Source organism: Alcaligenes sp. (assembly GCF_050255915.1).
Lineage (GTDB): Bacteria > Pseudomonadota > Gammaproteobacteria > Burkholderiales > Burkholderiaceae_B > Alcaligenes > Alcaligenes aquatilis.
Map to the genome: position 1 here is coordinate 1 of NZ_JBFWIQ010000017.1, position 26,049 is coordinate 26,049.

Consider the following 26,049-nt stretch of genomic DNA (forward strand, 5'->3'; position numbering starts at 1 on the left):
GACGGACGTCTGTGAAAGTAGGTCATCGTCAAGCTCTTATTGCTCAAAACCCCCGCAAGTATCCCTTGCGGGGGTTTTGTTTTTTATGCGCGCTACGCGTACACCTTGCTACTCAGCCGTGTTCTGGCGGCATAAGGACCGGATCCCTGCGATCATCGGTCGGACGTCCCTTCCTTGCTCCTGGCCCGTTCTGGGCACCTTGTCTGCCTTCTTCTTCTTCTTCTTCTTCTTCTGTACGGCTTACTCGTGTCTGCTTCGGCTTGCCCCTCGGGTAGCTCCGCCGCGTAGCATCCGGTGCTGCTAATACAGGTCGGAGCCTTCAGCCTCACCTTCCTTCCTTCCTTCCTTCCTTCCTTCCTTCCTTCCTTCCTTCCTTCCTTCCTTCCTTCCTTCCTTCCTTCCTTCCTTCCTTCCTTCCTTCCTTCCTTCCTTCCTTCCTTCTTCTGTACGACTGTTGTCCGCCCCTTCTTCTCGGCTTGCCTCGGGTAGTTACGTGGATTGGCATCCAGTGAGCCAAGAAAGCCTTTGGTTTGATCGAGCTGATGGCCTATCGGCTGGGGGGACGCTGGATCTTCCCCATTCTTCTTCTACAACACCTCTCCATCCCACCCGTAAAAACTCATTCCGGGCGCTTCTTAACCTACCTTCCTTTTTCTGTTCGGTGACCCGCCGTCGCTTCCATCGTCATGGTGCTTGCCTGACTCTAGCTGCGTGGAGCGTCTATTGTTGATAGCTCTGCACACCTGCATCACCATCAGCCCGTTTCGGTTGCTGATCTTCCTTCCTGCTGTACGGCTGTTACCCGCCATTGCTTCCATCGTCATGGTGCTTGCCTGACTCTGGCTGCGTGGAACGTTTGTTGTTGATAGCTTGGCACACCTGCATCATCATCAGCCCGTTTCGGTTACCGATTCCCCTTCTTTCTATTCGGCTGCTGCCTACCGTGTCTATTGAGTATGTGGGGTGTGTACTTCTTCGGGATATAGGATTTATCTTCAGGCCGCTAATTCTTCTATTCATATGGTGGTAGCTCTGCCACTGTCATACGGTTAATGCCCAAAGTATGGGTAAAATGGTTCGGTATCGTTATTGTTAATGCTTGTTTCAGGAGAACCGAATGAATCAGCCCATTAGCCCCGAGCTTGAACCAGGCTTGTCGCTGCGCAAGATCACGCACATCTGCTATGGCTTGTTTTCTTTGGCTATGATCAGTGCAGGTATCTTCGGTGCTGCGGCTGTGGCAGCCGTGATCCTGGCCTACGTCAAACGCGGTGATGCGTCGGGCACCATTTATGCCAGTCACCTGGACTGGGTTATCAAGACTTTCTGGTGGGGTCTGTTGTGGGTGGTGCTGAGCGCTTTGCTAACGACCATCTTCATTGGTTGGGTAACCGCGCTGGTGGCCTTGGTTTGGATCGTTCATCGCTTGATCAAAGGCTGGTTGGCTTTGGCTGGTGGTCAGGCGCTGGGCCACGATTACTAGGTCGATCCAGTATCAGAAGAGTTCTGGGCCAGACCAGAAAGAAGTATTTTAAAAGGTGCTCTGATGAGCACCTTTTTTTATGTGATCTCGTTTTGCTCCATTCTGGGTACGATTAGTCTTGGGCCCTTTGCTTGCGGGGCTCTTTGCTTATGTGTGTTGACTCAGCCTCATCGTGACGGTTGGCAGCTTATCTTCTCTGCGCCCTATGTCAGGGGGGCAAAAAAAATACAAGACGTTTTGCCCTGGCTTTAGGAGGTTTCGCCACTGCAAGCCAGGATGCTTGCTGCTTGAATGCTTGTACTGAAGGATGCCTGGTTTTATGTTGGGTGTTTTCCTGCATGGCTGGGTTTCTCTTCACCTATAAAAACCCCAAAGGGCAAGCCTCAGGGCGCCAGCAAGTGAACCTGCTCGATATGCATATGGTGCATGCATTCACGCAGCAGTAGCAGGTATATACCCAGGTTTTGATTGTTGACTAGCTGATGGATATTTTCCAAAGAGCTAGCGTTGATCATTTTCAGACTGACGGCCCCTTGGCTGGCGGCGGCATAAAGGGTGAACAGATCGTCGATCATGTCCCGATTGATGATGTGCTGTTCATTGCCTTGAGCTGTATGGAGCCAAGCATGTAGTTCTTCTGCATATTCAGCCGTGGCAAATACCGTGAACTGGCGTAGATCCAGACTGGCCGGCATGATGGCGTCTTCGACGACTTCAATGGCATGCTCCAACTGCGCCTGGCGTGAGCTTGAGTCTGAAAAACAATTGGCCAACAGCTGGACTGCGCTAAGTTCCGGGAAGTGCTCCGTATGTACAGGGGCGCCTTGATGAGCCAAGCTGATTTCGGCATGGTCTGCGCTGAAGTCCAGAACGGCCACTTGTGCTTGGGGATGAGCGGCTTGCAGGTTTTGTAGTAATACGGAAGTACTGATCGGAGAAGGTCGCTTGAAGCTATCTGACATAACTATCCTTAAGGTATTTCAATCCGCTTGTTCTTGCTCTCCTGCTTGCTTGAATAAGGCCAAAGCAAGATGCCGTTGTGTGTCATGGTCTACGATGGGGGCCGGGTAGTCTTTCCCTGACCTGAATTCGATAGGGAGCTGCTTGGCCTGCCAAGGCGCGTGAATAGCTTGTTTGTCCAGCGACGCCAGTTCGGGCACATATCGACGTATGAACTGTCCGTCTGGATCAAATTTACGCGATTGGGTTATGGGGTTGAAGATGCGAAAGTAAGGCTGCGCATCGCATCCGGTGGAAGCGGCCCATTGCCAGCCCCCCACGTTAGAAGCCATATCGTAATCAAGCAGCTTCTGGGCAAAATATTGCTCCCCCCATCGCCAGTCTATCAGCAAGTCTTTTACCAGAAAGGACGCACTTATCATGCGCAGCCGGTTGTGCATATAGCCTGACTGGTTCAATTGACGCATGGCGGCATCAACAATTGGATAGCCGGTCTGGCCGTCTTTCCAGGCCTGAAACCAGTCTTCGCGATTAGGGAAAGGCAGGTCCTTGTAGGCCGGCTTGAAGCTCTCTGTCGCCGTTTCTGGGTGATGCCATAGGAACTGCTGGTAGAACTCTCGCCAGATCAGTTCGCTCAGCCAGGTGGCCGCGCCATCGGAGTCGCTGGGCCAAGCCAGAGATACGGCTTGGCGTATGGATAGTGTTCCAAAGCGCAGATGGGGGGCTAAATAGGACACGCCTCGTTTGGCTGGAAAGTCCCGGCGTTCATGATAGGCATGGATTCTGGGCTCAAATTGTTCCAGCAATGTCTGGGCGCCTTGCCAACCGGCGGGACTGAGCAGTTTCGCGCGAGATTTTTCCTGAAAGCCTAATTCTTCCAAGTCAGGTAGGGCTTGCTCTGGCAGGGCGGCCCATTCTCCTTGCGAGCAGTCATAGGCTTGTGCATCCTCCGATTGAATACGCGCCAGCCAGTTCCGCTTGTAAGGTGTAAAAACCGTATACGGTTGTCTTTGCTGTGTCAGGATTTCATCCCGCGCAAAGATGACCTGGTCCTTGAATAGCTTTAGTTCCATGCCTTGGCCAGACAGGGTATGACTGACAGTCTGATCTCGTGCCATGGCCGCAGGTTCGTAGTCTTCATTGGCATAGACCGCCTTCGCATTCAGGCGGTTTGCCAACTCGGGAATTTTCTGTACTGGGTCACCGTGAGCCGTGATCAGTTCACTGCCATATTGGCGCAGTTGTTCCTGCACCTGCAGCAGACTGTCATGTATAAAAGCCAGCCGTACATCGTCGGCAGGCAAGGAGTCCAGGATTGTGCTGTCAAAGATAAACACACAGGCCACAGGCAAACCGCTTTTCAGGGCGTGGTGCAAGGCCGCGTGGTCGTGCAGGCGAAGATCGCGGCGCAGCCAGCATAGAACACGTGGGGTTTGATCGGGAGCAGTAGAGATTGACATCGATATGAAGATGCGAAGGCTTGATGATGACACATGAAAAAGGGCCGCAGCTGAAAGCTCAGCGACGCGGCCCGATACTGCCAAAGGTGCCTGAGCACCCCGCGCTTATTTCAGGTGAGCGCTGACCAGTTTGGTCAGTTCAAACATGGAGACCTGATCCTTGCCGAACAAGGGGCGTAGTTTGGCGTCAGCATTGATGTTGCGACGGTTCTTGGGATCCTGAAGATCGTGTTTCTTGATGTATTCCCAGATTTTCTTCGTAACTTCAGTGCGCGGTAGCGCGCCAGAGCCAATCACCGCAGCCAGTGTTGGGCTAGGAGTGAGTGGTTTCATGAAGGCTGCATTGGGTTTGCGGGTAGCAGGTTTTTTTTCAGTGCTGGCCATGAACGGAACTCCTGAGAAACGAGTTGAAGGGGCGGGTTATGCGCTAGGGCACGACTTGTCTGTCAGCATACCGTGATACTCCTTATACGTCCAAGCCCTTTGTGAGTAGGAGCTTTGCCGGTCTGTAAGCAGATTTTCCAGTGTTTACAGGCTGCTGCAACGCAGTATTGATTCGGGCTCGGGACTTCTGTGCCGACATGCGCAGCGCAGGCAGCTGTAGCATAATGATGGATTCGGCCTGCTGACAGGCAATTGTGGCACCTGTTGCTTTATTGACGGTTCAAAGCACGGAGCCTTTGTTTGATATTGAGTAAAGATATGAGCCCTACTGTGGATACCTTGGTCATTCGTCGTCCTGATGATTGGCATTTGCACCTGCGCGACGGTGCTGTGTTGGAGTCGGTCTTGGGCCATACTGCGGCACAATTTGATCGGGCTATCGTCATGCCCAATCTGACCCCGCCCGTTACGGCAACCGCACAGGCTCTGGCCTACCGCGAGCGCATTCTGAGCGCATTGGCCAAAACCGAGTACGTCGGTAAGTTTGAGCCTTTGATGACTTTGTACCTGACGGACAATACTCAGCCAGAGGAAATCGTTCGCGCCAAGGAAAGTGGGGTTGTGCATGGCGTCAAGCTCTATCCTGCCGGAGCCACCACCAACTCTGACGCCGGTGTGACGGATTTGCTAAAGAACTGTTCCCGGGTGCTGGCGCAGATGCAGGAATCGGGCATGCCTTTGCTGATGCATGGCGAGGTTACGGACCCCAGCATCGACTTGTTTGACCGCGAAGCGGTATTCATTGAGCGTGTGATGATTCCCATGCGCAAGGCTTTCCCTGAGCTGAAAGTCGTGTTTGAGCACTTGACTACGGCAGAAGGTGCCGCCTACGTGAGCCAGGCCGATGGCCCGGTTGCTGCGACGATCACGGCGCATCACCTGCTCTATAACCGTAATGCCCTGTTCCAGGGGGGCTTGCAGCCACACTGGTACTGTTTGCCAGTCTTAAAGCGCGAGAAGCATCGCCAGGCTCTGGTAGACGCCGCAACCAGTGACAGTAACCGTTTTTTCCTGGGTACAGACAGCGCACCCCACTCGCGTAGCCGCAAAGAACAAAGCTGTGGCTGTGCGGGCTGTTACACCGCGCTGCATGCTATGGAGTTGTACGCGTCGGCTTTTGACAAGGCCGGTCGTTTGGATCGCCTAGAGGCCTTTGCCAGCTTGAATGGCCCCGCTTTTTACGGCTTGCCCGTCAATGAAGGAACAATGACGCTGCAACGCCGTCAATTCACGATTCCCGAGTCTGTGGAGATGGCCGGTGAGCCATTGATTCCTCTCGCTGCCGGTCAGGCTCTGGACTGGAGTGTGGTGAGCTAGGGAAAAAAGAGGCGGCTCGGTTCCTGCGTCTTTAATGACGCTTAGCCGGGCGGCTCTTAATATCTGATCTCACTGCGAAATACGTCCGTGGAAACTGTTTTTCTTGATGTGGCGTGGTCTGCCTTGGCCGCACGCATGGCCGCGACCGCTTTGGTCGTGATCTTGGTTTCGTGGTCTGTGGGCGCATTTGGCCCCTTGATCGGTGGTGCCTTGGCGGGCTTGCCCATGGTGCTGGGCCCCGGCTTTTATTTTTTGTCCCAACAGTTTCCCGCCGATTATGTGCAGCAGGCGGCAACCTATGCCGTGTATTCGCTGAGTGCGACGCAACTGTTTTTGCTGCTCATCATTCTTTGCGCTCCCAACTTGTCGCCTTGGCGCACCTTGCTGTGTGCGGTCGCAGCTTGGGCAGTGGCTGCCTTGCTTTTGTCCTTCATGCCCGTGCAGCCTGTGCTGGGGCTAGCCTTGTTTATTGCCGTCACTGCGTTCAGCTTGCGCGCGTCGCGCCGTTTGGCCGGCATGAAAGGGACCAGCAAAGCGAAGGCGGGCTGGGGCTTGCTGATATTCAGAGGAGCCTTGGCAGGACTTCTGGTCGCTATCGTGACCACCAGCAGTTCTTTGTTAGGGCCGAGCTTGTCGGGACTGATTATGGCTTTCCCCATTGGCTATACCGTGGTGGCTGTGACCATTCACCAAACCCTGGGTGCTGCTAGCTTGGTAGCGACCTTGCGTTCGGCTTTGTGGGGGACGGGGAGTCTGGCAGGGTTTTGCACTACGCTGGCCTTGGTCTTCACGTATATGCACTGGCTGCCGGCCTTGCTGTTGGCCGCCGCCGTATCGATTGCGATTACCTTGCTATTGGTGTTTCGCCCCTGGTCCCGCCGGGGCTAAATGCTTATTCTGCCTCGAACAGGTCCTGACCCTGTGTATTGCGTGGGGGTGTGAGCCCCAGGTGGCGCCAGGTGTTCAGGGTGGCAATACGGCCCCTGGGAGTGCGTTGTAAAAAACCATGCTGGATCAGATAGGGCTCGATCACGTCCTCGATTGTGTCGCGCTCTTCACCGATGGCAGCGGCCAGACTGTCTACTCCTACTGGACCACCGTCGAATTTATGGATGATGGCTTCCAACAACTTTCTATCCATTAAATCCAGACCTTGTGGGTCCACTTCCAGCATGGACAGAGCGGCTTGGGCGCATTCGGTATGGATGATGCCGCCGGTTTTGACTTCGGCGTAGTCGCGCACCCGGCGCAAAAGCCGGTTGGCAATACGCGGTGTGCCACGTGAGCGGCGGGCAATTTCGTAGGTGCCCTCGTCTGTTGTGCTGACATTAAGCAGGCCGGCACTACGTGCCACAATGTGCGTTAAGTCTTTGACGTCATAGAACTCCAGGCGGGACACAATGCCAAAACGGTCCCGCAAGGGGTTGGTCAGCATGCCGGCACGCGTGGTGGCCCCCACCAAGGTAAAGGGTTGCAGATCCAGTTTGACACTGCGGGCTGCCGGGCCTTCACCAATCAAAATATCAATCTGGAAGTCTTCCAGGGCCGGGTACAGAATTTCTTCGACAACGGGGGAGAGACGGTGGATTTCGTCAATAAACAGGACGTCGTTGGGTTCCAGATTCGTCAGCAGAGCAGCCAGATCACCGGGGCGCTCCAGCACGGGGCCGGAGGTTTGACGTAGATTCACGCCCATTTCATGGGCAATGATGTGAGCCAGAGTGGTTTTACCCAGACCGGGCGGGCCAAACAGCAAAACGTGGTCCAAGGCCTCCTGACGTTGTCGAGCAGCAGCGATGAAAATTTCTAGCTGTTCACGCGCACGAGCTTGCCCGACATAGTCCTCCAGCATCTTGGGCCGTAAGGCGCGCTCGATGGACTCTTCGTTGGGCGACAAAGGTTTGGGCGTAATGATGCGCTGTTCAGAAGGCAGGCTGGAGAGCGAATCGGAGTGTATGGCCATGATGACTACGCTGATTGAATATACAGTATGGTACACCAAGCGCTAGCCGCCTGAGTACTGAGGCTCGTGGCAGCGTGCACAGAGTGCTTATGCAAATCGTCGCTCTGCTACAGGGAGGATCGTTTTGTGCCGACGGGTCTAGGCTGCTTCGCTTGGCATCCCGCATAATGTAGGTTGGAATTTTCAAACGAGATTTTAGCCATGTCCCTGGAGTTACCTGATTTTGCTGATGTTGTGGCTGCCGCAGAACGCTTGGCGCCCGTGGCACACCGCACCCCGGTCCTGACTTCCACTACATTGAACGAGCGCCTGAATGGCGAAGTCTACTTCAAATGCGAGAACTTTCAGCGTATTGGTGCTTTCAAGTTCCGAGGTGGTTTCAATGCACTGGCGCGTTTGACGGATGAACAGAAAAAAGCCGGTGTCGTGGCATTTTCTTCGGGTAATCATGCTCAGGCCGTGGCCTTATCAGCCAAGCTCTTGGGTATACCGGCCACCATCATCATGAATTCGGATGCGCCGGTTCTTAAGCTTGCTGCGACGCGCGGTTACGGGGCCAAAGTGATTGAGTACGATCGCCTGACCCAAGACCGTGCCCAGATTGCCCAGGACTTGGTGGAGCGCGAGGGACTGACTTTGATCCCGCCTTTTGCGCATCCTGATGTGATTTCTGGGCAGGGCACAGCGGCATTGGAACTGTTCCAGGAAGTGCCCGATTTGCAGCAATTTTATGTTCCCTTAGGTGGGGGCGGTTTGCTGTCGGGCTGCTTGCTGGCCGCCAAGGCCATGGCACCGGCTTGTGAAGTTTTTGGGGTAGAGCCGCAGGCGGGCGATGATGCGCAGCAGTCTTTGCGTAGTGGGGCGATCGTCAAAATTGCACCGCCTGCATCGATTGCTGATGGGGCGCTGACCCAAGCGCTGGCCCCCATGACGTTCGAGCTGATTCGCAGCATGGTGACGGATATTTTGACGGTGCCGGATACCGAGCTGGTTCAGGCCATGCGTTTCTTTGCGGAGCGCATGAAGATGGTGGTGGAGCCTACAGGGTGTCTGGGTGCCGCAGCGGCAATGCGTCAGGGGGATTTGCAAGGCCGTAAGGTTGGTGTGCTGATCAGTGGTGGTAATGTGGATGTCTCCGCCTTGGGTCGGCTGCTGGCTTGATGAGGTCAGTGATTTGCATACGTAAGCATTTATCTTGCCGATGGTTCAGAAAGCGGATCAAACTGGAGTTGCAAACGAGCAAACGAGCAAACGAGCAAACGAGCAAACGAGCAAACGAGCAAACGAGCAAACGAGCAAACCGCAGTAAGCCAATAGGGTAATCAGCCAGTACATCATCGCATCAATAAGAGTCACGGCGGATACGCTGCCACATGGATAGATATTAAAAATCGGGCCGTTCAGATGAACGGCCCGGTTTCTTATTCATGGCAGTTTTTTGTCACGCGCGTGACAGCGACTTCAAGGCCTGCTTGATCCCTTCCGACACATCAATATCATCAGGTAGTGCTTTGACAGCAATACTGGCTTCCTTGTTGGAGTAGCCCAATGCCTCCAAGGCGTGCAGCACATCATCACGGCTATTGGGAACGGCGCTGACGGCGCCACCGCCACCCAGGTCTGCACCCAGCTTGCCACGCAGTTCCAGCAAAAGACGCTCGGCTGTTTTCTTGCCTATGCCTGGAATCTTCACCAGACGGGAAGTCTCCTGGCGGGTAATAGCATCGGCCAGTTCTTCAGCATTCATGCCTGAAAGCAAAGATAGGGCTGTGCGGGCACCAATACCGGTGACTTTGATCAGTGCCTTGAAGGTGCTGCGCTCGTTCAGGCTGGAAAAGCCAAACAGCACGTGAGCATCTTCACGAATGGCCAGATGGGTGAACAGATTGACCTGCGCCCCCAGCTCCGGCATTTGGTAGAGCGTACTCATGGGTACATCGATTTCATAACCGACCCCCCCTACATCCACGCAGATGGTAGGCGGTTGTTTTTCGATCAAGGTACCCCGGATGCGACCTATCATGATGTTCCTTCTGGATAGTTAACCCAAGATCCGGCCAGCGCGAATGCGACGGCGCGGCCCGCTTGTGAGAGCTCCGCTTTTTTGCAGACCACCCACCACACTGCTGTGATGGGCATGGCTGATGGCGCAGGCCAGGGCATCGGCCGAGTCCGGCGCAGGCAGGCCGTTCAACTGCAAGAGCCGTTGGACCATCAGTTGGATTTGTTCTTTGGCAGCGTGGCCGCTGCCGGTGACGGTTTTCTTGATCTGCAAAGCCGTGTATTCATGGACATCCAGCCCACCTACCGCCAGTGCACACAAGGCGGCGCCCCGTGCTTGCCCCAGCAAAAGGGTAGAGGCAGGGTTGCTGTTTACAAAGACTTTTTCAATGGCAGAGGTATCGGGCTTGCTTTGCTCAATCACTTCCGTGATGTGAGTCAAAATCAGCTTGAGCCGCTCTGCCAGAGGCAGATCGGGCGGGACCACGATGGTCCCGCTGGCCACATAGCGCAAGCTGGGCCCCTGGGCGTCGATCACTCCGAAACCAGTGCGACGCAAGCCAGGGTCTATGCCCAGGATTCGCATATTAGTGACGGAAGTGGCGTGTGCCGGTCAAGACCATGGCAATACCACGCTCGTTCGCGGCGGCAATGACTTCGTCGTCACGCACGCTGCCGCCGGGCTGAATCACGCAGGTGGCGCCAGCTTCGGCAACCACATCCAGACCATCGCGGAAGGGGAAGAACGCGTCGGACGCGACAGCCGAACCCTGCAGGGTCAAGCCCGCGTTTTCAGCCTTGATGGAGGCGATGCGGGCAGAGTCCACACGGCTCATCTGGCCTGCGCCTACGCCTAGCGTCATGCCTTGGCCGCAGAACACAATAGCGTTGGATTTCACGTACTTGGCCACGTTCCAGGCAAACAGCATGTCTTGCATTTGCTGGGCGGTAGGCTGGACTTGCGTCACGACCTTGAAGCCTTCGGTGTTGTCGCGGAACGTATCGGGCGTTTGCACCAACCAGCCGCCACCCACACGTTTGACGTCAAAAGCGTTGTGAGCCTGACCGGGCTGAATGCTCAGTACGCGCACGTTCTTTTTTGCGGCAAACACGTCCAGTGCACCTTGAGTGTAGGAAGGTGCCAGTAGGACCTCCACAAACTGGCTGCTGATCGCTTGGGCCGCCGCTTCGTCCACCTCGCGGTTAAAGGCAATAATGCCGCCAAAGGCCGAGGTTGGGTCTGTTTGGAAGGCTTTGCGGTAGGATTCTTCGGCGGTTTCGCCCAAGGCTACACCACACGGGTTAGCGTGCTTGACGATGACGCAGGCGCCCGCATCAAAGCTGCGTACACATTCCCAAGCGGCATCGGCGTCAGCAATATTGTTGTAGGACAGTTCCTTGCCCTGCAATTGCTTGTAGCGACCCAGCAGACCTTCACCAATGGTGCCGTCTGTGTAGAAAGCAGCGCTTTGGTGCGGGTTCTCGCCGTAGCGCAGCGTCTGTTCCTGTTTGAGCTGAATAGTCAGCACATTGGGCCAGGTGTTCACTTCGGGGGCGCTGTTCTGGGCAGGCTCGGCTTGAGCCAGGCTGCTCAGGTAAGCGGCAATGGCACCGTCGTAAGCGGCGGTATGGGCGTAGACCTTGGCAGCCAGTTCCAGACGCAGGCCGTAAGAAGGGTGACCAGCAGGGCCGTCCATATCAGCCAGTACGCGTTCGTAATCGACAGGGTCAATGACGACACAGGCGCCGCCTTCAGGCGTACCGTGGTTTTTGGCAGCAGCGCGCAACATGGCGGGGCCGCCAATATCAATGTTCTCTACCGCATCGGCAAAGGTGCAACCCGGCTTGGCAATGGTTTCACGGAATGGGTAGAGGTTGACGACCAGCAGATCGATACGGTCAATGCCGTGCTCTTCCAATGTCTTCAGGTGTTCGGCGCTGTCGCGACGGGCCAGCAGGCCACCGTGAATTTTGGGATGCAGTGTTTTGACACGGCCATCCAGAATTTCTGGCGAACCGGTGTGCTGGGCCACTTCGGTAACGCTCAGGCCGGCCTGGGCCAGCAGCTTGGCCGTGCCGCCAGTGGAGAGAAGCCGCACTCCGCGCTGGGCGAGTGCTTGGGCAAATTCGACAATACCGGTTTTGTCGGAGACAGAGAGAAGAGCTGTCTGGATTTTCATGGAAGGTGAGACGTGAGAGTTAGGAATCAGGGTTGCAGATTGTGGGCGCTGAGTTTCTTGCGCAAGGTACTGCGCGTGATACCCAGCATTTCTGCGGCCTTGGATTGGTTACCCGCGGATTTCTCCAGGGCAACTTGCAGGACAGGCCGTTCCACGCAGGAGATGACCATCGACAACAGATCGCGTGGCTCGGATTCGCCCAGATCGGCGAAGTAGCGTTCGAGGCGTTCACGTACGGACTGTTCTAGTGGGTTGGTCGTTGACATTTTTTTCTGAAGGTATACGAAGTACTTAAATACAAAAGAGCCACACAGCTGTCTTTTATTGCAGGTAGGGCTGGTCCAGGTCGCATTCTTGAAACCAGTGAGTAATGGCTTCTAATTGATCTGCACAGTTTTCGATACGATTAATCTGATCCAGCCAGTGTCGGGAGTCCGGCATATCCGACAGATACCAGCCTATATGCTTGCGGGCAGTACGTACTCCAGTGTGCTGCCCGTAGAAAACGTAGTGGTCTTGCAGGTGTTCGATCATGCAATCGCGCAGCTCGCCAAAGGTGGGGGCTGCACGATGTTCGCCATGTTCGAGGTAATGCAGGATTTCCCTGAAAATCCAGGGCCGCCCTTGCGCGGCTCGACCAATCATGACGGCATCCGCTCCGGTGTACTCTAGTACGAATTTTGCCTTTTCGGGACTATCGATATCCCCATTGGCGATGACCGGAATAGAGAGGCTGTTCTTGACTTCGCGTATGGTGTCGTATTCGGCGTGGCCCTGGTAGAAGTCGCAGCGTGTGCGACCATGCAGGGTCAACGCGGCGATGCCGATATCTTCGGCCAAGCGGGCAATACGAACAGCATTGCGCGATTGCGCATCCCAGCCAGTGCGGGTCTTGAGTGTAACCGGAACCTGGTAGGGAGTACATGCCTTGACAACGTGTTCAAGGATTTCAATGATGCGTGGCTCGTCACGTAACAGGGCAGAACCCGAGGCGACGTTACAGACTTTTTTGGCCGGGCATCCCATATTGATATCAATGATACGAGCGCCTTTGCTGATGTTGAATACGGCGGCTTCGGCCATCATTTCAGGGTCGGAGCCGGCAATCTGTACAGCGATCGGGTCAGCCTCTCCTTCGTGATTGAGGCGTCGTGCTGTTTTCACGCTATCCCACAAGCGCTTGTTGCTGGCGGCCATTTCCGAGACGGCATAACCGGCGCCCAGTGTCTTGCACAGACGACGATAAGGTCTGTCTGTGACTCCCGCCATGGGGGCAATGAAAATAGGGTTGGGAAGGGTCCAGGGGCCGATACGCATGGGGAAGATTTTAACCCTGCGACACGGCTTCGTGGGCAAGGACTTACAAGAAGAAAAGGACAGGCCCCGTATTAGGGCCCCTGTTGCTGGTGGGCCTAGGCGCGCATCCCTTGCAGCAGTTGTCGGGCAAAGGGCTGACGAGCGAAAGGCAGGGTGTCCATCGCCAACAGTCCTAGACCACAAGCGTGCTGGATCAAGGGGTTTTTGGTGGCAAACAGACGTGGCAAAGTGTCGGTGATGGCAGCAGTTAACCAGCGATCCGGACGACGCAGACGGGCATAGCGTGCCAAAAAGGGATCGGGGTTCTGGCTGCAATCGGCTTGCCAGGCGGCCAGACACTGTGACAATTGTGCGACATCGCGCAGGCCCAGGTTCAGACCCTGACCGGCAACCGGGTGCAAGGTCTGGGCGGCATTGCCTACAGCCAGCAGGCGCTCGGACAAGCGGCTGGGGCCAGCATGGAAGGCGAGCGGAAAGATGTGGCGCTTGGAGACCAGCTCCAGATGCCCCAGGCGCTCCCCAAAGGCCTGCAGCATGGCGGTCTGAAACGCGTCGACAGGCAGTTCGGCCAAGGATTGGCTGCGCTCCGGGCTATTGCACCAGACGATCGCGTATAGGTCCGGAGCGTCAGGGTGGGGCAGGGCTGCAAAGGGGCCATGTTCGGTAAAGCGCTCGTATGCCCAGCCGGTTTGAGGCTGGCTGGCGCGTACTGTCGTCAACAGGGCGTGTTGGCCGTAATCGCGTCGTACGCCGCTGGGACGGACGCCGTCACACTGCACGGCAATCAAGGCCGTGGCCTGACCGGCATCGTGGTCGACCAGAATTTGTTTGGGGGCGGAATGGGTACGGGCTTGCTGGGCAGGCAGCAGGGTGACGCCGCTGTCGCGCAACCGGGCATGCAAGGCCCAGAGCAAATCATCGTAATGCACCACCGCGCCCAGATCGGGGACGCCCAGTTCATCGGCCTGAATCAGGCAACGGCCCAGACGCCCCTTTTGGGATACATGCACGGTGCGCATCAGGGCGGCGCGCTCGGGCCAGGCTTTGAGCTGATTCAGAATCAAGCGACGGCTGCCGTGATTCAGGGCCAGGGTGCGCGGATCGCCTTGAGCATGTTCGGTGCTGGCCAGATTGAAGTTTTTCCCCAGGACGGCGATGCGTGACGGGCTTGGGTGCTGGGCAGCCAGCATTAGCGCCAAAGATGCGCCTACGGGACCGGCGCCACAAATGGCGATGTCGTAGTCGGTGGCATTCATGGGGGACCTCATGACGGCAAGGAAGTAATTCAGGTATTGTACGGGAAGGTGGCTGTCAAATTGGCGTTAAGCAATTGACAGCTGTGCTCAATGGCTGGCAGCACAAGCCCGGATTGGATGCCTTGCATGTCTCAGCAGACTTTGTCATTTGTACAGACCAAACCTTTTCGCCATAAAGTCACCGCCGCGTGGCTGTCTCTTTTATTAGGCGTGGTGGGCGCACAGCACCGTTATTTGGGCCGGCGTTTTTGGTATGTCCCGTTGGCGTTTACCAGTTTGGCCGTTCTGGGAACGCTGGTGTTTGAGCAGGGGCTGGATTCGCTATTTCCCAATTTGTTGATCTTGCCAGTCAGTGCCGGGATTATCGAGGCCGTCATTCTGGCTCTGCGTAGCCCCGAAAAATTTGACGCGCTCTACAACCGGCAAAGCGATCAACATAACCAGCATGGCTGGCCCAGTGTCCTGACGGCGGTGGTGGCTGCAGTGGCCTTTGCCAATATCAGCCTGTTCTGGCTGGTGCACATCATCATGGCCTTTTATCGCTATATGGGCTGGCTGGATTTGTCTGTGTATTAAACACATCAAGTGCCTTGTAAAGTAAAGGTTTTTCTAGAGGGCTGCCTTGTGGAAGGGGGCTGCGCACGTTACACTACGGGTTCTTTAGTTTTATAGGAGCTGTGTGGTGAATCCCGACCCCGGCGACAGTGCTAGTCGATCTATGTTCGACCTATCTATGTCCAGGCGCGTTCAGGCCCGCTGATTCCTTCACAGCTTGCCGCGTCCTGGAAATTTCAGGGCGTGGTATCTCAGGCAGTTGTTCTTGCTGCCTTAACTTCCCCGCCATTTCATTCTCTGAAAGCCTTGCGCTTTCTGAATCCTGATGTGTTGCAACGTTAATGTGCAATAGGGGGAATGTATGCGTATTTTTGATCTCTTTTTGCGCCGTGCCGGCATCCAGGCCTCTGCCCTGCGTGCCCGTGCCCCTTTGTCCGTCTCCCGTTTGACGGTTGTCTGCCCTCGTGGCGATCTGGCCCAGATCCGGCGTCGTATTTACTCGGACCTGAACACGGCGGGTATCCGCGTGGCCAATGTGCAGGTGGACCATTCCGATACGCACGATACCGCGTGCGTGACCTTGACCTGCCCGCCTGAACTGCGAGCAGAGCTGATGCAGCGTGCCCGGTTGATTCGGGATTATCCCGGTGTGTTGAATGTGAAGTGGGCAGGCCGGGAGCGTATTGCTATAAACTAAACCGCAACTGGATTTGCGGATGGCGCTGCTATGTCCTTGCTCGACTGGCTGACACCTTGGGAGTTTTCTCCTGTTCTGCTTTTGACCTTCTTGCTGGTCATCACTTTGTACGTCCGGGGGCGGCAAGTACACCGCCCCAATCTTTTGCGCCAGTCCTTTTTCTGGATTGGCCTGATTCTCCTCTACCTTTCTTTGCACACGCGCCTGGACTATTACGCCGAGCGCATGTTCTTCATTCATCGGGCCCAGCATCTGATCTTGCATCATCTGGGGCCCTTGTTTCTGATGGGTGCCTATCCTGGTCAAACCTTGCGCGCTGGCTTGCCTTCAAGCTGGCGACGGGCTCTGGCGCACTGGTTGCGTCGACCCAGTGGCCGGCGTGTCCAGGCTGTCCTGACCAACCCGATACTGGTCGCTTTCCTGTTTGTTTTCCTGGTCCTGATCTGGATGCTGCCTACGGTGCAGTTCTATTCCATGCTGGACTGGCGTTTGTACCGTTTGATGAACTGGTCTGTGGTGATCAGCGGGATCATGTATTGGAACCTGATCCTGGATCGCCGGCCTTCGCCACCGGCCCGGCTGTCGGTGGGTGGGCGTATACTTTCGCCGGTTATTACGATGGTGCCGCAAATGATTGTGGGTGCCATCATCACCTTTACCGAATACGATCTCTATCCAATTTTTGATTTATGTGGTCGTGCCATTGCGGGCATGGATGCTCTGGATGATCAGGTCATGGGAGGCCTGATCATGTGGGTGCTGGCCGGTCTGGTAGAAGTGTTTGGCCTTTTGTATGCCTTGGGCACCTTGATGCGCCTGTCAGCGCGTCACCGTTTGCCAGAATCTCGCAGGCAGACAAACGCTATGATGGTCAGGGCCAATTGATTTTGTCGGGAGTATCCATGCAGTTTAAACCCGCCCGTTCCGCACTTTCTCTATGTCTGGCACTGTCGCTGACGTTCAGTTCAGTGATACCTGCACAGGCGCAGCCTGTGGGCATTCCTTCAATGGGAGCCGCTTCGGGTGCCGAGCTGTCTCCGGCTTTGGAGCGGACTTTGGGCAATGCCATTATGGAGCAGGGCAGGCGCTCGCCCGAATATGTGTCGGACCCGGATATCAATCAGTATCTGACGGATATGGGCCGCAGGCTGGCCCAGTATGGCCCGGCCATGGCGCAGCCTGTGACGGTGTTTGTCCTGCGCGATAGCAGTATCAATGCCTTCGCCTTGCCCGGTGGCTATATTGGTATTCATAGCGGTCTGTTTACGGCTTCACAGTCTGAGTCCGAGCTGGCCTCGGTGCTGGCTCACGAAATTGCCCACGTGGCGCAACGTCACGTGGCTCGCGGTATTACGCAAAGTGCGCAAAGCAATCACTTGTTGATTGCTGCTCTGGCCGGTGCCTTGCTGGGTGCCTTGGCGGGCAGCGGTGATCTGGCGATGGGGGCGGCTGCCTTCGGACAAGCGGCAGCGGTGGATCGTCAGTTGGGATTTTCACGGCAGGCCGAGCAAGAGGCTGACCGGGTTGGTTTCGAGATGCTGCTCAAGGCCGGTTACGAGCCTCAAGGCATGGTGCAGATGTTTCAGCGTCTGGCGGCGGCTTCGCGCCTGAATGAACGCGCGACAGCCAATGAGTACGCCAGCACTCACCCCATGTCTCAGCAGCGTGAATCGGACATCAGTAACCGGGTGCGCGGTTTGCCGGCCAGCAGTTATCAGGACACTCCTTCGTTTTGGTATATCCGTGCGAAGTTGATGGTGATGCAGGCCGGGGGCGGGCAGTCCTTGCGCGTTCTGGAGCAGGCGCTGCAAAGCACGAACCAGTCACAAAGTGATCTGGAGCGCTCTGCGGCGCAGTACGGTCTGGCTTATATTGCGCAAGGCCGTCAGGATTATGAGCAGGCTCGTGTGCATTTGACCGAAGCTCGGTGGCAGGGCCAGTTCCAGGCTCCTGAACTGGATACCTTGGGGATCCGCATTGCGATTGCCGATCGTGATGTGCAAGGGGCTTTGAATTTAGCTAAACAAGCCTGGCAGCGGTGGCCCAAGAGCCAAGGGGTGGCTCTGGCTTATGTGCAGGTCTTGCAGCAATTGGGACAGAATGATCAGGCGCAGGCTTTCTTGACGGATCGCATCAAACAATGGCCTGATGAACCGCAATTGCATCAGTTGCTGGCCAAAACCTATGACCGTTTGGGCGATGGGGTTAAGGCTCGTCGGGCCATGGCTCAATACTATGAATTGGTCGGGGCATTGCCTACCGCGGTGGAGCAACTACAGCAGGCGCGTAATCTGACCCAGGATTTCTATCAGCAATCTGAGCTGGATACGCAGATTCGCCAATTGCGCGAGCGTGTTGAAAGTGAGCGTGTCTTGCTGGAGCGTTTCCGCTCCTGATGAGCCCGCAGGCCCGCTTTAAGCCGTTTTAGCTATTGGTTTCAAAAAAGCGGGCCAGTCTTGCGGGTAACCACCCCATATTGCCGGGAATACTACCTGTAATGAACCCGACGTGCCCACCCTCGGCTGGCTGGTGCAGCAAAATAGAATCCGAGCAGTCCTGAATTGTTGGCAAACTGGTGTGCGGCACGAAAGGATCGTTGCGGGCATTCAAAACCAACGTGGGGATTTTGATATTGCGTAGCAAAGGTTTGCTGGACGCGCGCGTCCAGTAGTCCAGCGCATGGCTGAAACCGTGCATGGGCGCAGTGTAAATATCGTCGAAGTCGCGTATGGTGCGGGCCTGGTTTAGGCGGGCAGTATCGACCATTCCTGGAAAGCGATGGGCTTTGTCCTGCAACTTGCGGCGCATGCTTTTCAAAAAGTAGGGCGAGTAGAACCAGCGACCCATTCGGGATTCGGACAGGTAGCGGCCACAAGCGACCAGATCCAGTGGCACCGAAATGGAGGCACATGCCTGCAGCCAGGAGACCTCATCACCCGCTTCACCCAAGTACTTGAGCACGGCATTGCCGCCCAGCGAGGTGCCGGCCGCATGCCAGCGCACATTGGGCAGATGGCCACGAACGGTATTTAAGATAAAGCTGATTTCTTCCGAGTCGCCCGAGTAATAGGCGCGTGCCATACGATTTGGAAAGCCTGAGCAACCCCGGAAATGGGCGACAACTACAATCCAGCCGCGTGCGCGAAAGTACTGCGCAATGGCCTGGATGTAATGGCTGCGGCTGCTGCCTTCCAGGCCGTGAAACAGAATCAGAGCATGGGTGTCAGTGGTGCTGGGCAGGCTGTCCCAATCCTGGGGCTGCATCCAGCGGCGGGCAGCGGTACGGGATAGATGGGCGTCGGGCTGGGCAGTGGCGCCGTTGGCCAGCTTGTCTGCAAACAGGCCCGGCCCTGTCCAGTCCAGATCCAGAAAATCGCCATCGGGCGTATCAAGTCTTTGGCGGACAAAAGCGATATGGTGATGGCGGGCAAAAAATGCCCCGTGAATCGTTTGAAGGTGTCCGCCAGGCAGCCAGGCGGGCAGAGGGCAGGCGCTGGAATCCAGACGAGCAGTCACTTCGGCATGACGCCAAGGGTGCGCGTCTGCTCCGGGCACAGGGCCCGGCGCTATCGCATTGCCAGAGGGGGGAGCAGTGGGATCCAACGAAGCCAGCTTCAAAAATTAATGACCGTGAACCTTCTCGCCTTCTTTCAGGCGGTAGCGGGCACCACAGTAAGGACAAGCGGCTTCGCCAGTTTTGCTGATATCGATGAATACGCGAGGGTGCATATTCCATAGCGTGCTGCCAGGACGAGGGCAGTGTACGGGCAGATCGTCGGCTCCGACCATGATCAGTTCGTGATCTGCTTTTTTAGGTTCGATAGCGGCGCTCATAAGGTTCCTGATAACAATGAGAGGGTAACAATACCGTACACGTAACGGCGATGCTGAGCGTTACGTGCGTAGACTAGCGATTGTAGCAAGACCCGGCCTGTTTTTTCTTGACCATATTAATAGAGCAAGATGTTCGGGGCCGTCTTTTGCTTCTAGAATAAGAAAAATCACAAGTAAAGCTGCCTCCACAGATTACCGCTTGCGGGCAGCACATCTCAGGAGACGGCGTGTCAGCCTTCACAAGATTATCGGCCTTGTTGCCTAGCGCACAGGACCGTGTGCATATGCGCGCCGGTTTTATCGACTTTATTCCCGCTTTGATAGCCACTGTGGTCTGGGGTTTTGTGACGGGTGTGGCGATGGTCAAGTCTGGTCTGAGTGGCTTGGAAGCTACCTTGATGACCTTGTTTGTGTATGCAGGATCGGCCCAACTGACAGCCTTGCCGCTGATCGAATCTCACGCCCCCTTGTGGCTGATTTTCACCGCCGGTTTTATCGTCAATATCCGTTTCATTATTTTTGGAGCGGCCTTGCAGCCTTTTTTCCGCCATTTGAGTTGGAAAAAGCGTCTGGGCCTGGGTTACATCACCAGTGACATGGTGTTTGTTCTGTTTATGTCCAAGTATGGTGACTCCAAAGAGCGCGGCTCGCGCGAGCATCTTTGGTATTACCTGGGTATCATCCTGCCCGGTTGGCTGAGCTGGCAGATTGCTTCCTTGTCGGGCATTGTGCTCAGTGCGTATGTACCGCCTTCCTGGTCGCTGGAGTTTGCGGCCATTCTGGCTTTGCTGGCACTGTTGATTCCTCTGGTCAACAACCGTGCGATGTGGGCCTGTCTGATTACGGCCAGTGTGATTGCGTGGGTTGGACAGGCGCTTCCCCTGCGTTTGGGGCTGGTGGCAGCCGTGCTTGGCGGAGTGTTGGCTGGCGTGGCGGCAGAACAACTGCAACGGCATAGGGATGCACGGTGATGAGCGATTGGCAGTATGATTGGTACGTTTTGGGTGCAATTGCCCTGTTGGTGTTGTGCAGCTTGCTCACCCGTTCAGGCTATTTCATGTTTGGTGATTTGCTGCCCCTGACCGAACGTATGCGGCGCGCCTTGCGCTTTGCTCCGGTGGCTGCTCTGGCAGCAATCATTATCCCGGAACTTTTGCCTTGGGCTTACGGCGACACCCCTCGACTGGATATTAAAGCCTTGGCCAGCCTAGTGGCTGTGCTGGTGTTTATTCGTACCCGTAACGCTGTATGGGTAATCGTGGCCGGGATGGTGTCGTTCTGGCTGATACGTGCCGTGATGCCCTGAAATCCTGACGCGAGTACTTAATGCCTGTGGCCGCTGTTGATGCTGGCAGGCATCAGTTAAAATAGGATTGTTACAAATGCTTGCCACTGATGGCAAGCCGACTTTTTGCGTACATGACAGATAAAACTCCTTCGACTCCCAATGACCTTACGTTTGCTGATTTCGGTCTGCACCCTGGAATATTAAATGCCGTCACCGAGGCGGGATATTCCAAGCCTACGCCTATTCAGGCCGAGGCCATTCCCGTGGTGCTGGCTGGCCGTGATGTCATGGGGGCAGCCCAGACTGGTACAGGTAAGACGGCAGCCTTTTCTTTGCCTATCCTGAATCGTCTGATGGCACACGCCACGACCAGCGCTTCTCCCGCTCGTCACCCGGTGCGGGCGTTAGTGCTGACGCCAACACGCGAGTTGGCCGACCAGGTGGCTGAGAGCATTGCGCTCTATAGCAAATCGGTCCCGCTGCGCTCGACGGTGGTATTTGGTGGTGTGGATATCGGACCACAAAAAGAAGCCCTGCGACGCGGCGTGGAGATTGTCATCGCGACCCCGGGCCGTCTGCTCGATCATATTGATCAGCGCACCATCAATTTAAGCCAGGTCAGCATGCTGGTGCTGGACGAAGCAGACCGCATGCTGGACATGGGCTTTTTGCCCGATCTGGACCGTATTGTTTCCATGCTGCCGAAAAGCCGTCAGGGCTTGTTGTTCTCGGCGACGTTCAGCAAGGAAATTCGTAAGCTGGCCCGTAACTTCCTGAATGATCCGGTCGAGATTGAAGTGGCCGCCCGCAACGCGACCGCCTCGAATGTGACCCAGGTGGTATACCCCATGTCAGCAGACGAGAAGCGTCGTGCCGTGGCGCATCTGATCAAGACCAAGAAGTTGACGCAAACCATCGTTTTTTCCAATACCAAGATTGGCGCGGGTCAATTGGCGCGTTATCTGGAGCGTGAAGGCATCAAGGCGGAATCCATTCATGGCAACAAAAGCCAGCTGGAACGCATGAAAGTGCTGGACGCCTTCAAGAGCGGTACCGTGGATGTATTGGTGGCAACCGACGTGGCCGCTCGTGGTCTGGATGTGGCCGGGATGCCTTGTGTGATCAATGTGGACCTGCCGTATAACGCCGAGGACTACGTCCATCGTATTGGTCGTACCGGGCGTGCTGGTGCCTCGGGGGAGGCGATTGCCTTGATGGCCCCCGATGAAGAGCATCTGTTGCAGGACATTGAAAAATTGATTGGCACCGTTGTGCCACGTCTGAAGCTGGATCTGCCGTCAACGGCTTCGTCGCCCCGTTCCGGCCCCAAGCGCCATGAGCGTCGTTCGTATCAGTCAAACACGCCACCGGTGGATGATTTTTTCTTAAAGCCTTACGAGCCATCGACCGCTGCGGCGCCTAAGCCAGCGGTAACGTCTTCTTCCAACACAACGCGCAAGCGTTCGGTGGGTGTCCTTTTAGGCGGCGGCCGCTACTAAGGCGCGCAAATCTCCAGGCCCGGTATTAAGCACCGGGCTGCGTTCTGAGATGCTGTGCACCAGACGCTCCAGATGTTCGATATGAGGCAGCATGGGACCGTAAAAAACGGTCCCATTTTCGTTTTGGATCAGCAAGGTGGGGAAGTCTTCGATATCTTCCTCGCCCAGCAGTTCGGGCTGCTCTTCAATATCAATCCAGATCAGGCAGGCTTGGGGAAATTGTGTGGCTAAAGCCTCAAAAGCGGGCTGATATTGCTGACCGGTTTTGCACCATTGGGCACAGAAACAGGCAATCAGAAACGCGTTGGGCGTAGCTTGCAAATGGGCAGCCAGTGCGGGAAGATCGTGTTGGGCGTTGAACACGGCCATAATTTCATACAGACAAAAAGAAGCGACTGTGTCTATGATACTCGGGTAATCGATTTTGCTTCGCAGGAGCTGTATGTCCCTTTTTTCATCTGCCCCATCTCGATCGGGCCCGGCTGGTGGATGGGCCAGTATTTCAACCGCCTTCAAGCGTTCATTGGTGTCGCAATTTCAGCCACGCATGCTGGTGGCTTTGGTCATGCCTTTTCTGATCATGTTTGTGGGCCTGATTCTGTTGAGTTGGCTGCTTTGGACGCCTCTGCAGAACTGGTTGCTGGAGGTGTTGGGCGGCTGGAATACCTTTGAGTCTGTGGATCAATGGCTGGTGGGCCTGGGCCTGTTCTCGCTGAAAGTGTATTTGGCCCCCTTGCTGGCCTTGGGCATTTTATTGCCGCTGGCAGGGGTGCTGGGCCTGATTATTGCAGCCGTTCTGGTCATGCCTTTGGTTTTGGGGCACTTGCAGCAGAAGGACTATCCCGATGTGATCAAGCAAGGTCATAATGCGACGGCTTATAGTGTCTGGAATGCTGTTTGGGTGGGCACCTTGTTTTTGGTGGGCTGGCTAGTCACCTTGCCCTTATGGATTTTTCCTCCTTTTGCGCTGATTCTTCCCGTGCTGTGGTGGGTCTTTGCCCTGACGCGCATGTTGCGGGTGGACTCCTTGGTAGAGCATGCCAATGTGCCAGAGCGTAAATATTTGTGGTCCCGTCTGAATAGTCAGTACTGGCTGATCGGCCTGGTATTTGCCTTGTTGAATCTGATTCCGCCCGCTTGGCTGGTCTTGCCCGTGTTCTCGGCCCTGGTATTTGCTCATTTCTCTTTGGAAAACCTTCGTCGCCTGCGTCAGCAAGAGGCAGCTGCGGCTTCTACTTCACTCATAGACCATGACAACTAAGGATCAAGCCATTATTCGTTTGATTATCATTGGCGACGAAATCCTGTCGGGGCGTCGTTACGATAAACATTTTTTAAAATTGATTGAGTTGCTGGGGGCCAGGGGGTTGCAGTTGGGAGGCGCGCAGATCATCCCTGATGATCTGGATACGATTGCCGCTACGTTGGAGCGCAGTTTTGCAACGCCGGATATTGTGTTTTGCTGTGGTGGCATTGGCGCGACACCGGATGACCAAACCCGTCAGGCGACGGCCAAAGCCTTGGGTGTAGACCTGACGCTGCACCCCGAGGCAGCGGCCTTGATTACCGAGCGTTGCGCTGAAAACGAACGTAATGGCGTGGGTAGTGCTGATATGTCCTTGCCCGAGAACCAGCAGCGCTTGCAGATGGGCATGTTCCCCGAGGGGGCAGAAATTGTGCCCAATACATACAACAAAATCCCCGGTTTTTTCATTCACAACCATACCTTTATGCCGGGCTTTCCCGTGATGGCCTGGCCCATGATGGAGTGGACGCTGGATACTCGCTATCGACAATTGCATCATCAGGCTCATCGGGTAGAGCATTCTTTCCTGGCCTTTAATTTGCCTGAGTCACGCATTACACCGGCGATGGAACATGTAGAGCTGACTTGGCCTGGGGTAAAAGCATTTAGTTTGCCTAGTGTGGAGGGGACAGATGGGCGGCCTCATATTGATCTGGGCGTAAAAGGCGACCCGGAACCGGCAGCAGAAGCGTTGGACTATTTGCGCAAACAGGTGCTGGATTTGGGGGGAAGCTTGAGCCCTGCGCTAAAATAGCGCTTGCCAAGCGCGCGGCCATTTCATATTATGGAATTTGTTGCGTTGCATCATAATTCTCCTAATAATGACAACAAATTCCTTTACGCCTTCTAACGCATCGCCAAGCAATGGTGGGCAGATGTCGATCCAGGTGCTGGAACGCGCCATGATCCTATTGGACGAACTGGCCAAGCAATCCGAGCCAGTGGCATTGAAGAACCTGGCGGCGGCAACTGGCCTGCACACGTCTACGACTCACCGCATCCTGAATGATCTGGTGGTGGGACGGTACGTTGAGCGTGTGGATAGTGGTTTGTATCGCCTGGGCATGCGTTTGCTGGAGTTGGGCTCCTTGGTGAAAGGCCGCCTCAATGTCCGTGCGGCTTCCTTAGCTCCCATGCGCGAGTTGCACAAGTACACCGGACAAACGGTCAATCTGTCCCTGCAGCAGGGCGATGAAATTGTCTATGTAGAACGTTCCTGGAGTGAGAGCTCCGGCATGCAGGTGGTGCGGGCCATTGGTGGCCATGCGCCTTTGCATTTGACCTCTACCGGCAAGCTGTTTTTGGCCTCCTGGGAGCCGCGTCAGGTTCGGGCTTACGTCATGCGGACCGGTCTGGCTGGTGCGACCCGCAACAGCATCACTCAACTGGAGTTGCTGGAACGTGAGTTGGCGCAAGTTCGTCGCTTGGGTTATGCCCGCGATAACGAGGAGCTAGAAATGGGCGTGCGCTGTATTGCGGCGGGTGTGTACGATGATACCGGCAAGCTTTTGGCGGGCTTGTCTCTGTCTGCGCCTGCTGAGCGTTTGCACGACGACTGGATTCCTGTTCTCTTGAGCACGGCCGCCAGGATCTCTGAAACGCTGGGGTACGACAAACAGCGCTAGGTCTTTGTTTTATCGCTGTTTTTAAGTCATGGATGACAAATAAATGACGGTTTTGTTGCAGCGCAACAAATTTCGTTGACTTTGGTTTGAATAGCGCTTAAAGTTGAATTGTTGCAGTGCAACATAGAAGGTTTGCCTTGCGTAGTTGCGAGTGGGCTGGGCCTTCTACAGACCCTTGTCTAGTAACACTGACATTAATTTCACGTTGGCTTGACCCAGGCCACGTATCTCCAAGGAAAACATCATGAGTGCTATTCCACAAAACGTACTGGAATCCCAACAAGCTACTTTGAACAACCTGTTCGCTGCCCAAGGTCAATTGCTGCAAGGCTTTGAAAAGCTGGTTGGTCTGAACCTGAATCTGCTGCGCAGTTCGCTGGAACAAGCGGCTGGCCAATCCCAGCAAGTCATCAATGCCAAAGACGTGCAAGACGTTGTGGCCCTGTCGCAAAACGTGGCCAAGCCTAATGCTGCTCAGGCTCTGGAATACGGCAAAAGCGTGTACGACATTTTCTCCGACCTGCAACTGAACCTGTCGCGTATCGCTGAGGCTCAACTGGCTCAAGGCCAACAGCACGCTGCTGACGCGATTGACCAACTGGCCAAAAATGCCCCTACCGGCACCGAAAGCGCTGTTGCTTTGTTGAAGTCCTCCTTCGCCACGGCTTCCAATGCTGCTGAGACCGTTGTTAAGGCGGCTCGCCAAGCTGCTGATGCTGCTGAAAGCAACATCCAGGCTGCTACCAACGCCAGCTTGAAAGCGGCTGCTCAAGTGACTGAAGCCAGCAACAAAACGGTTGAAGCGGCTGCCGCTGCTGCTACCAGCAAGAAGTAAATCGTTGCTTGCCTGATTTGATCAGGTGT

At 55.5% G+C, this 26,049-nt stretch carries 28 protein-coding genes; 15 read left to right on the forward strand and 13 right to left on the reverse strand.

Annotation, left to right across the window (positions count from 1 at the left end; all coding sequences use genetic code 11):
* Window positions 1-1,117 precede the first annotated feature (1,117 nt).
* Window positions 1,118-1,483, forward strand: a complete 366-nt coding sequence (locus AB7E06_RS17330) for a DUF4870 family protein (protein ID WP_094197537.1) — start codon at window positions 1,118-1,120, stop codon at window positions 1,481-1,483.
* Window positions 1,484-1,866: 383 nt separating this feature from the next.
* On the opposite strand, the gene AB7E06_RS17335 is transcribed toward AB7E06_RS17330, so the two are convergent.
* The 3 genes from AB7E06_RS17335 to AB7E06_RS17345 all read right to left on the reverse strand — a co-directional run bounded on the left by AB7E06_RS17335 (window position 1,867) and on the right by AB7E06_RS17345 (window position 4,287).
* Window positions 1,867-2,445, reverse strand: coding sequence for a hypothetical protein (locus AB7E06_RS17335; protein ID WP_094197536.1), 579 nt, complete (start codon window positions 2,443-2,445; stop codon window positions 1,867-1,869).
* Window positions 2,446-2,463: 18 nt separating this feature from the next.
* Window positions 2,464-3,903 carry a cryptochrome/photolyase family protein gene (locus tag AB7E06_RS17340; protein WP_427957872.1) on the reverse strand — a complete coding sequence of 480 codons (1,440 nt, stop codon included), beginning with the start codon at window positions 3,901-3,903 and terminating at the stop codon, window positions 2,464-2,466.
* 105 nt (window positions 3,904-4,008) lie between these two features.
* Window positions 4,009-4,287 (reverse strand): SWIB/MDM2 domain-containing protein, encoded by a 279-nt coding sequence (locus AB7E06_RS17345; RefSeq protein WP_009459783.1) that lies wholly within the window; start codon window positions 4,285-4,287, stop codon window positions 4,009-4,011.
* A 318-nt stretch (window positions 4,288-4,605) separates the two neighbouring features.
* On the opposite strand from AB7E06_RS17345, the gene pyrC reads away from it, so the two are divergent.
* Together pyrC and AB7E06_RS17355 are read left to right on the forward strand one after the other, a co-directional pair.
* A complete protein-coding gene (gene pyrC, locus AB7E06_RS17350; RefSeq protein ID WP_108727875.1) occupies window positions 4,606-5,664 on the forward strand; it encodes a dihydroorotase in 1,059 nt (352 codons plus the stop codon).
* Window positions 5,665-5,751: 87 nt separating this feature from the next.
* Window positions 5,752-6,552, forward strand: coding sequence for a hypothetical protein (locus AB7E06_RS17355; protein WP_230017564.1), 801 nt, complete (start codon window positions 5,752-5,754; stop codon window positions 6,550-6,552).
* A gap of 4 nt (window positions 6,553-6,556) precedes the next feature.
* On the opposite strand, the gene ruvB is transcribed toward AB7E06_RS17355, so the two are convergent.
* On the reverse strand, window positions 6,557-7,627 hold the full coding sequence (ruvB, locus tag AB7E06_RS17360) for a Holliday junction branch migration DNA helicase RuvB (RefSeq protein ID WP_094197533.1): 1,071 nt from the start codon (window positions 7,625-7,627) through the stop codon (window positions 6,557-6,559).
* Between the two features lie 201 nt (window positions 7,628-7,828).
* Between ruvB and AB7E06_RS17365 the strand changes: the two genes are divergently transcribed.
* Window positions 7,829-8,788 (forward strand): threo-3-hydroxy-L-aspartate ammonia-lyase, encoded by a 960-nt coding sequence (locus AB7E06_RS17365; protein WP_108727874.1) that lies wholly within the window; start codon window positions 7,829-7,831, stop codon window positions 8,786-8,788.
* A gap of 280 nt (window positions 8,789-9,068) precedes the next feature.
* Here AB7E06_RS17365 and ruvA read toward each other — a convergent pair whose 3' ends face one another.
* The 6 genes from ruvA to AB7E06_RS17395 form a co-directional block, all read right to left on the reverse strand.
* Window positions 9,069-9,650 (reverse strand): Holliday junction branch migration protein RuvA, encoded by a 582-nt coding sequence (ruvA, locus tag AB7E06_RS17370; RefSeq protein ID WP_121739460.1) that lies wholly within the window; start codon window positions 9,648-9,650, stop codon window positions 9,069-9,071.
* 18 nt (window positions 9,651-9,668) lie between these two features.
* Complete coding sequence (gene ruvC / locus AB7E06_RS17375; RefSeq protein ID WP_094197530.1) at window positions 9,669-10,214, reverse strand: crossover junction endodeoxyribonuclease RuvC; 546 nt, start codon at window positions 10,212-10,214, stop codon at window positions 9,669-9,671.
* 1 nt (window position 10,215) lies between these two features.
* The gene (purH, locus tag AB7E06_RS17380; protein ID WP_346547996.1) at window positions 10,216-11,808 is read right to left on the reverse strand and encodes a bifunctional phosphoribosylaminoimidazolecarboxamide formyltransferase/IMP cyclohydrolase; all 1,593 of its coding nucleotides are present in this window, start codon (window positions 11,806-11,808) and stop codon (window positions 10,216-10,218) included.
* 26 nt (window positions 11,809-11,834) lie between these two features.
* Window positions 11,835-12,074 carry a helix-turn-helix domain-containing protein gene (locus AB7E06_RS17385; protein WP_003803089.1) on the reverse strand — a complete coding sequence of 80 codons (240 nt, stop codon included), beginning with the start codon at window positions 12,072-12,074 and terminating at the stop codon, window positions 11,835-11,837.
* A 55-nt stretch (window positions 12,075-12,129) separates the two neighbouring features.
* Entirely contained in the window at window positions 12,130-13,125 is a 996-nt protein-coding gene (gene dusB, locus AB7E06_RS17390; RefSeq protein ID WP_094197528.1) for a tRNA dihydrouridine synthase DusB, read from the reverse strand.
* Window positions 13,126-13,220: 95 nt separating this feature from the next.
* Window positions 13,221-14,381 (reverse strand): FAD-dependent monooxygenase, encoded by a 1,161-nt coding sequence (locus AB7E06_RS17395; protein WP_094197527.1) that lies wholly within the window; start codon window positions 14,379-14,381, stop codon window positions 13,221-13,223.
* A 126-nt stretch (window positions 14,382-14,507) separates the two neighbouring features.
* On the opposite strand from AB7E06_RS17395, the gene AB7E06_RS17400 reads away from it, so the two are divergent.
* The 4 genes from AB7E06_RS17400 to AB7E06_RS17415 all read left to right on the forward strand — a co-directional run bounded on the left by AB7E06_RS17400 (window position 14,508) and on the right by AB7E06_RS17415 (window position 18,029).
* The gene (locus tag AB7E06_RS17400; protein ID WP_230017567.1) at window positions 14,508-14,957 is read left to right on the forward strand and encodes a hypothetical protein; all 450 of its coding nucleotides are present in this window, start codon (window positions 14,508-14,510) and stop codon (window positions 14,955-14,957) included.
* Between the two features lie 340 nt (window positions 14,958-15,297).
* On the forward strand, window positions 15,298-15,633 hold the full coding sequence (locus AB7E06_RS17405) for a hypothetical protein (protein ID WP_003803097.1): 336 nt from the start codon (window positions 15,298-15,300) through the stop codon (window positions 15,631-15,633).
* 30 nt (window positions 15,634-15,663) lie between these two features.
* A complete protein-coding gene (locus tag AB7E06_RS17410) occupies window positions 15,664-16,518 on the forward strand; it encodes a cytochrome c oxidase assembly protein (RefSeq protein WP_094197525.1) in 855 nt (284 codons plus the stop codon).
* A 17-nt stretch (window positions 16,519-16,535) separates the two neighbouring features.
* The gene (locus AB7E06_RS17415; RefSeq protein ID WP_346547999.1) at window positions 16,536-18,029 is read left to right on the forward strand and encodes a M48 family metalloprotease; all 1,494 of its coding nucleotides are present in this window, start codon (window positions 16,536-16,538) and stop codon (window positions 18,027-18,029) included.
* Window positions 18,030-18,057: 28 nt separating this feature from the next.
* Here the strand turns inward: AB7E06_RS17415 and AB7E06_RS17420 are convergent, their stop codons facing one another.
* A complete protein-coding gene (locus AB7E06_RS17420; RefSeq protein ID WP_094198418.1) occupies window positions 18,058-19,188 on the reverse strand; it encodes a YheT family hydrolase in 1,131 nt (376 codons plus the stop codon).
* Between the two features lie 66 nt (window positions 19,189-19,254).
* Entirely contained in the window at window positions 19,255-19,467 is a 213-nt protein-coding gene (locus tag AB7E06_RS17425; protein ID WP_094197523.1) for a zinc-finger domain-containing protein, read from the reverse strand.
* Between the two features lie 284 nt (window positions 19,468-19,751).
* Here AB7E06_RS17425 and AB7E06_RS17430 point away from each other — a divergent pair, with 284 nt between their 5' ends.
* From AB7E06_RS17430 to AB7E06_RS17440, 3 genes are all read left to right on the forward strand, one after another.
* Window positions 19,752-20,438: an AzlC family ABC transporter permease gene (locus AB7E06_RS17430; RefSeq protein ID WP_094198417.1), complete on the forward strand. Its 687-nt coding sequence runs from the start codon at window positions 19,752-19,754 to the stop codon at window positions 20,436-20,438.
* The gene (locus tag AB7E06_RS17435; protein WP_094197522.1) at window positions 20,438-20,773 is read left to right on the forward strand and encodes an AzlD domain-containing protein; all 336 of its coding nucleotides are present in this window, start codon (window positions 20,438-20,440) and stop codon (window positions 20,771-20,773) included. Before AB7E06_RS17430 ends, AB7E06_RS17435 begins: the two co-directional genes overlap by 1 nt.
* Before the next feature lie 113 nt (window positions 20,774-20,886).
* Entirely contained in the window at window positions 20,887-22,254 is a 1,368-nt protein-coding gene (locus AB7E06_RS17440; RefSeq protein ID WP_094197521.1) for a DEAD/DEAH box helicase, read from the forward strand.
* Here AB7E06_RS17440 and AB7E06_RS17445 read toward each other — a convergent pair.
* Entirely contained in the window at window positions 22,234-22,623 is a 390-nt protein-coding gene (locus AB7E06_RS17445) for a thioredoxin family protein (RefSeq protein WP_427957880.1), read from the reverse strand. The two genes, AB7E06_RS17440 and AB7E06_RS17445, sit on opposite strands and share 21 nt — an antisense overlap.
* A 73-nt stretch (window positions 22,624-22,696) precedes the next feature.
* Here AB7E06_RS17445 and AB7E06_RS17450 point away from each other — a divergent pair, with 73 nt between their 5' ends.
* The 4 genes from AB7E06_RS17450 to phaP all read left to right on the forward strand — a co-directional run bounded on the left by AB7E06_RS17450 (window position 22,697) and on the right by phaP (window position 26,020).
* Window positions 22,697-23,515 (forward strand): EI24 domain-containing protein, encoded by an 819-nt coding sequence (locus tag AB7E06_RS17450; protein WP_108727869.1) that lies wholly within the window; start codon window positions 22,697-22,699, stop codon window positions 23,513-23,515.
* The gene (locus AB7E06_RS17455) at window positions 23,505-24,314 is read left to right on the forward strand and encodes a competence/damage-inducible protein A (RefSeq protein WP_108727868.1); all 810 of its coding nucleotides are present in this window, start codon (window positions 23,505-23,507) and stop codon (window positions 24,312-24,314) included. Before AB7E06_RS17450 ends, AB7E06_RS17455 begins: the two co-directional genes overlap by 11 nt.
* Before the next feature lie 121 nt (window positions 24,315-24,435).
* Window positions 24,436-25,185 carry an IclR family transcriptional regulator gene (locus tag AB7E06_RS17460; protein ID WP_162496905.1) on the forward strand — a complete coding sequence of 250 codons (750 nt, stop codon included), beginning with the start codon at window positions 24,436-24,438 and terminating at the stop codon, window positions 25,183-25,185.
* 244 nt (window positions 25,186-25,429) lie between these two features.
* Window positions 25,430-26,020, forward strand: coding sequence for a TIGR01841 family phasin (phaP, locus tag AB7E06_RS17465; protein WP_427957883.1), 591 nt, complete (start codon window positions 25,430-25,432; stop codon window positions 26,018-26,020).
* Window positions 26,021-26,049: the final 29 nt, after the last annotated feature.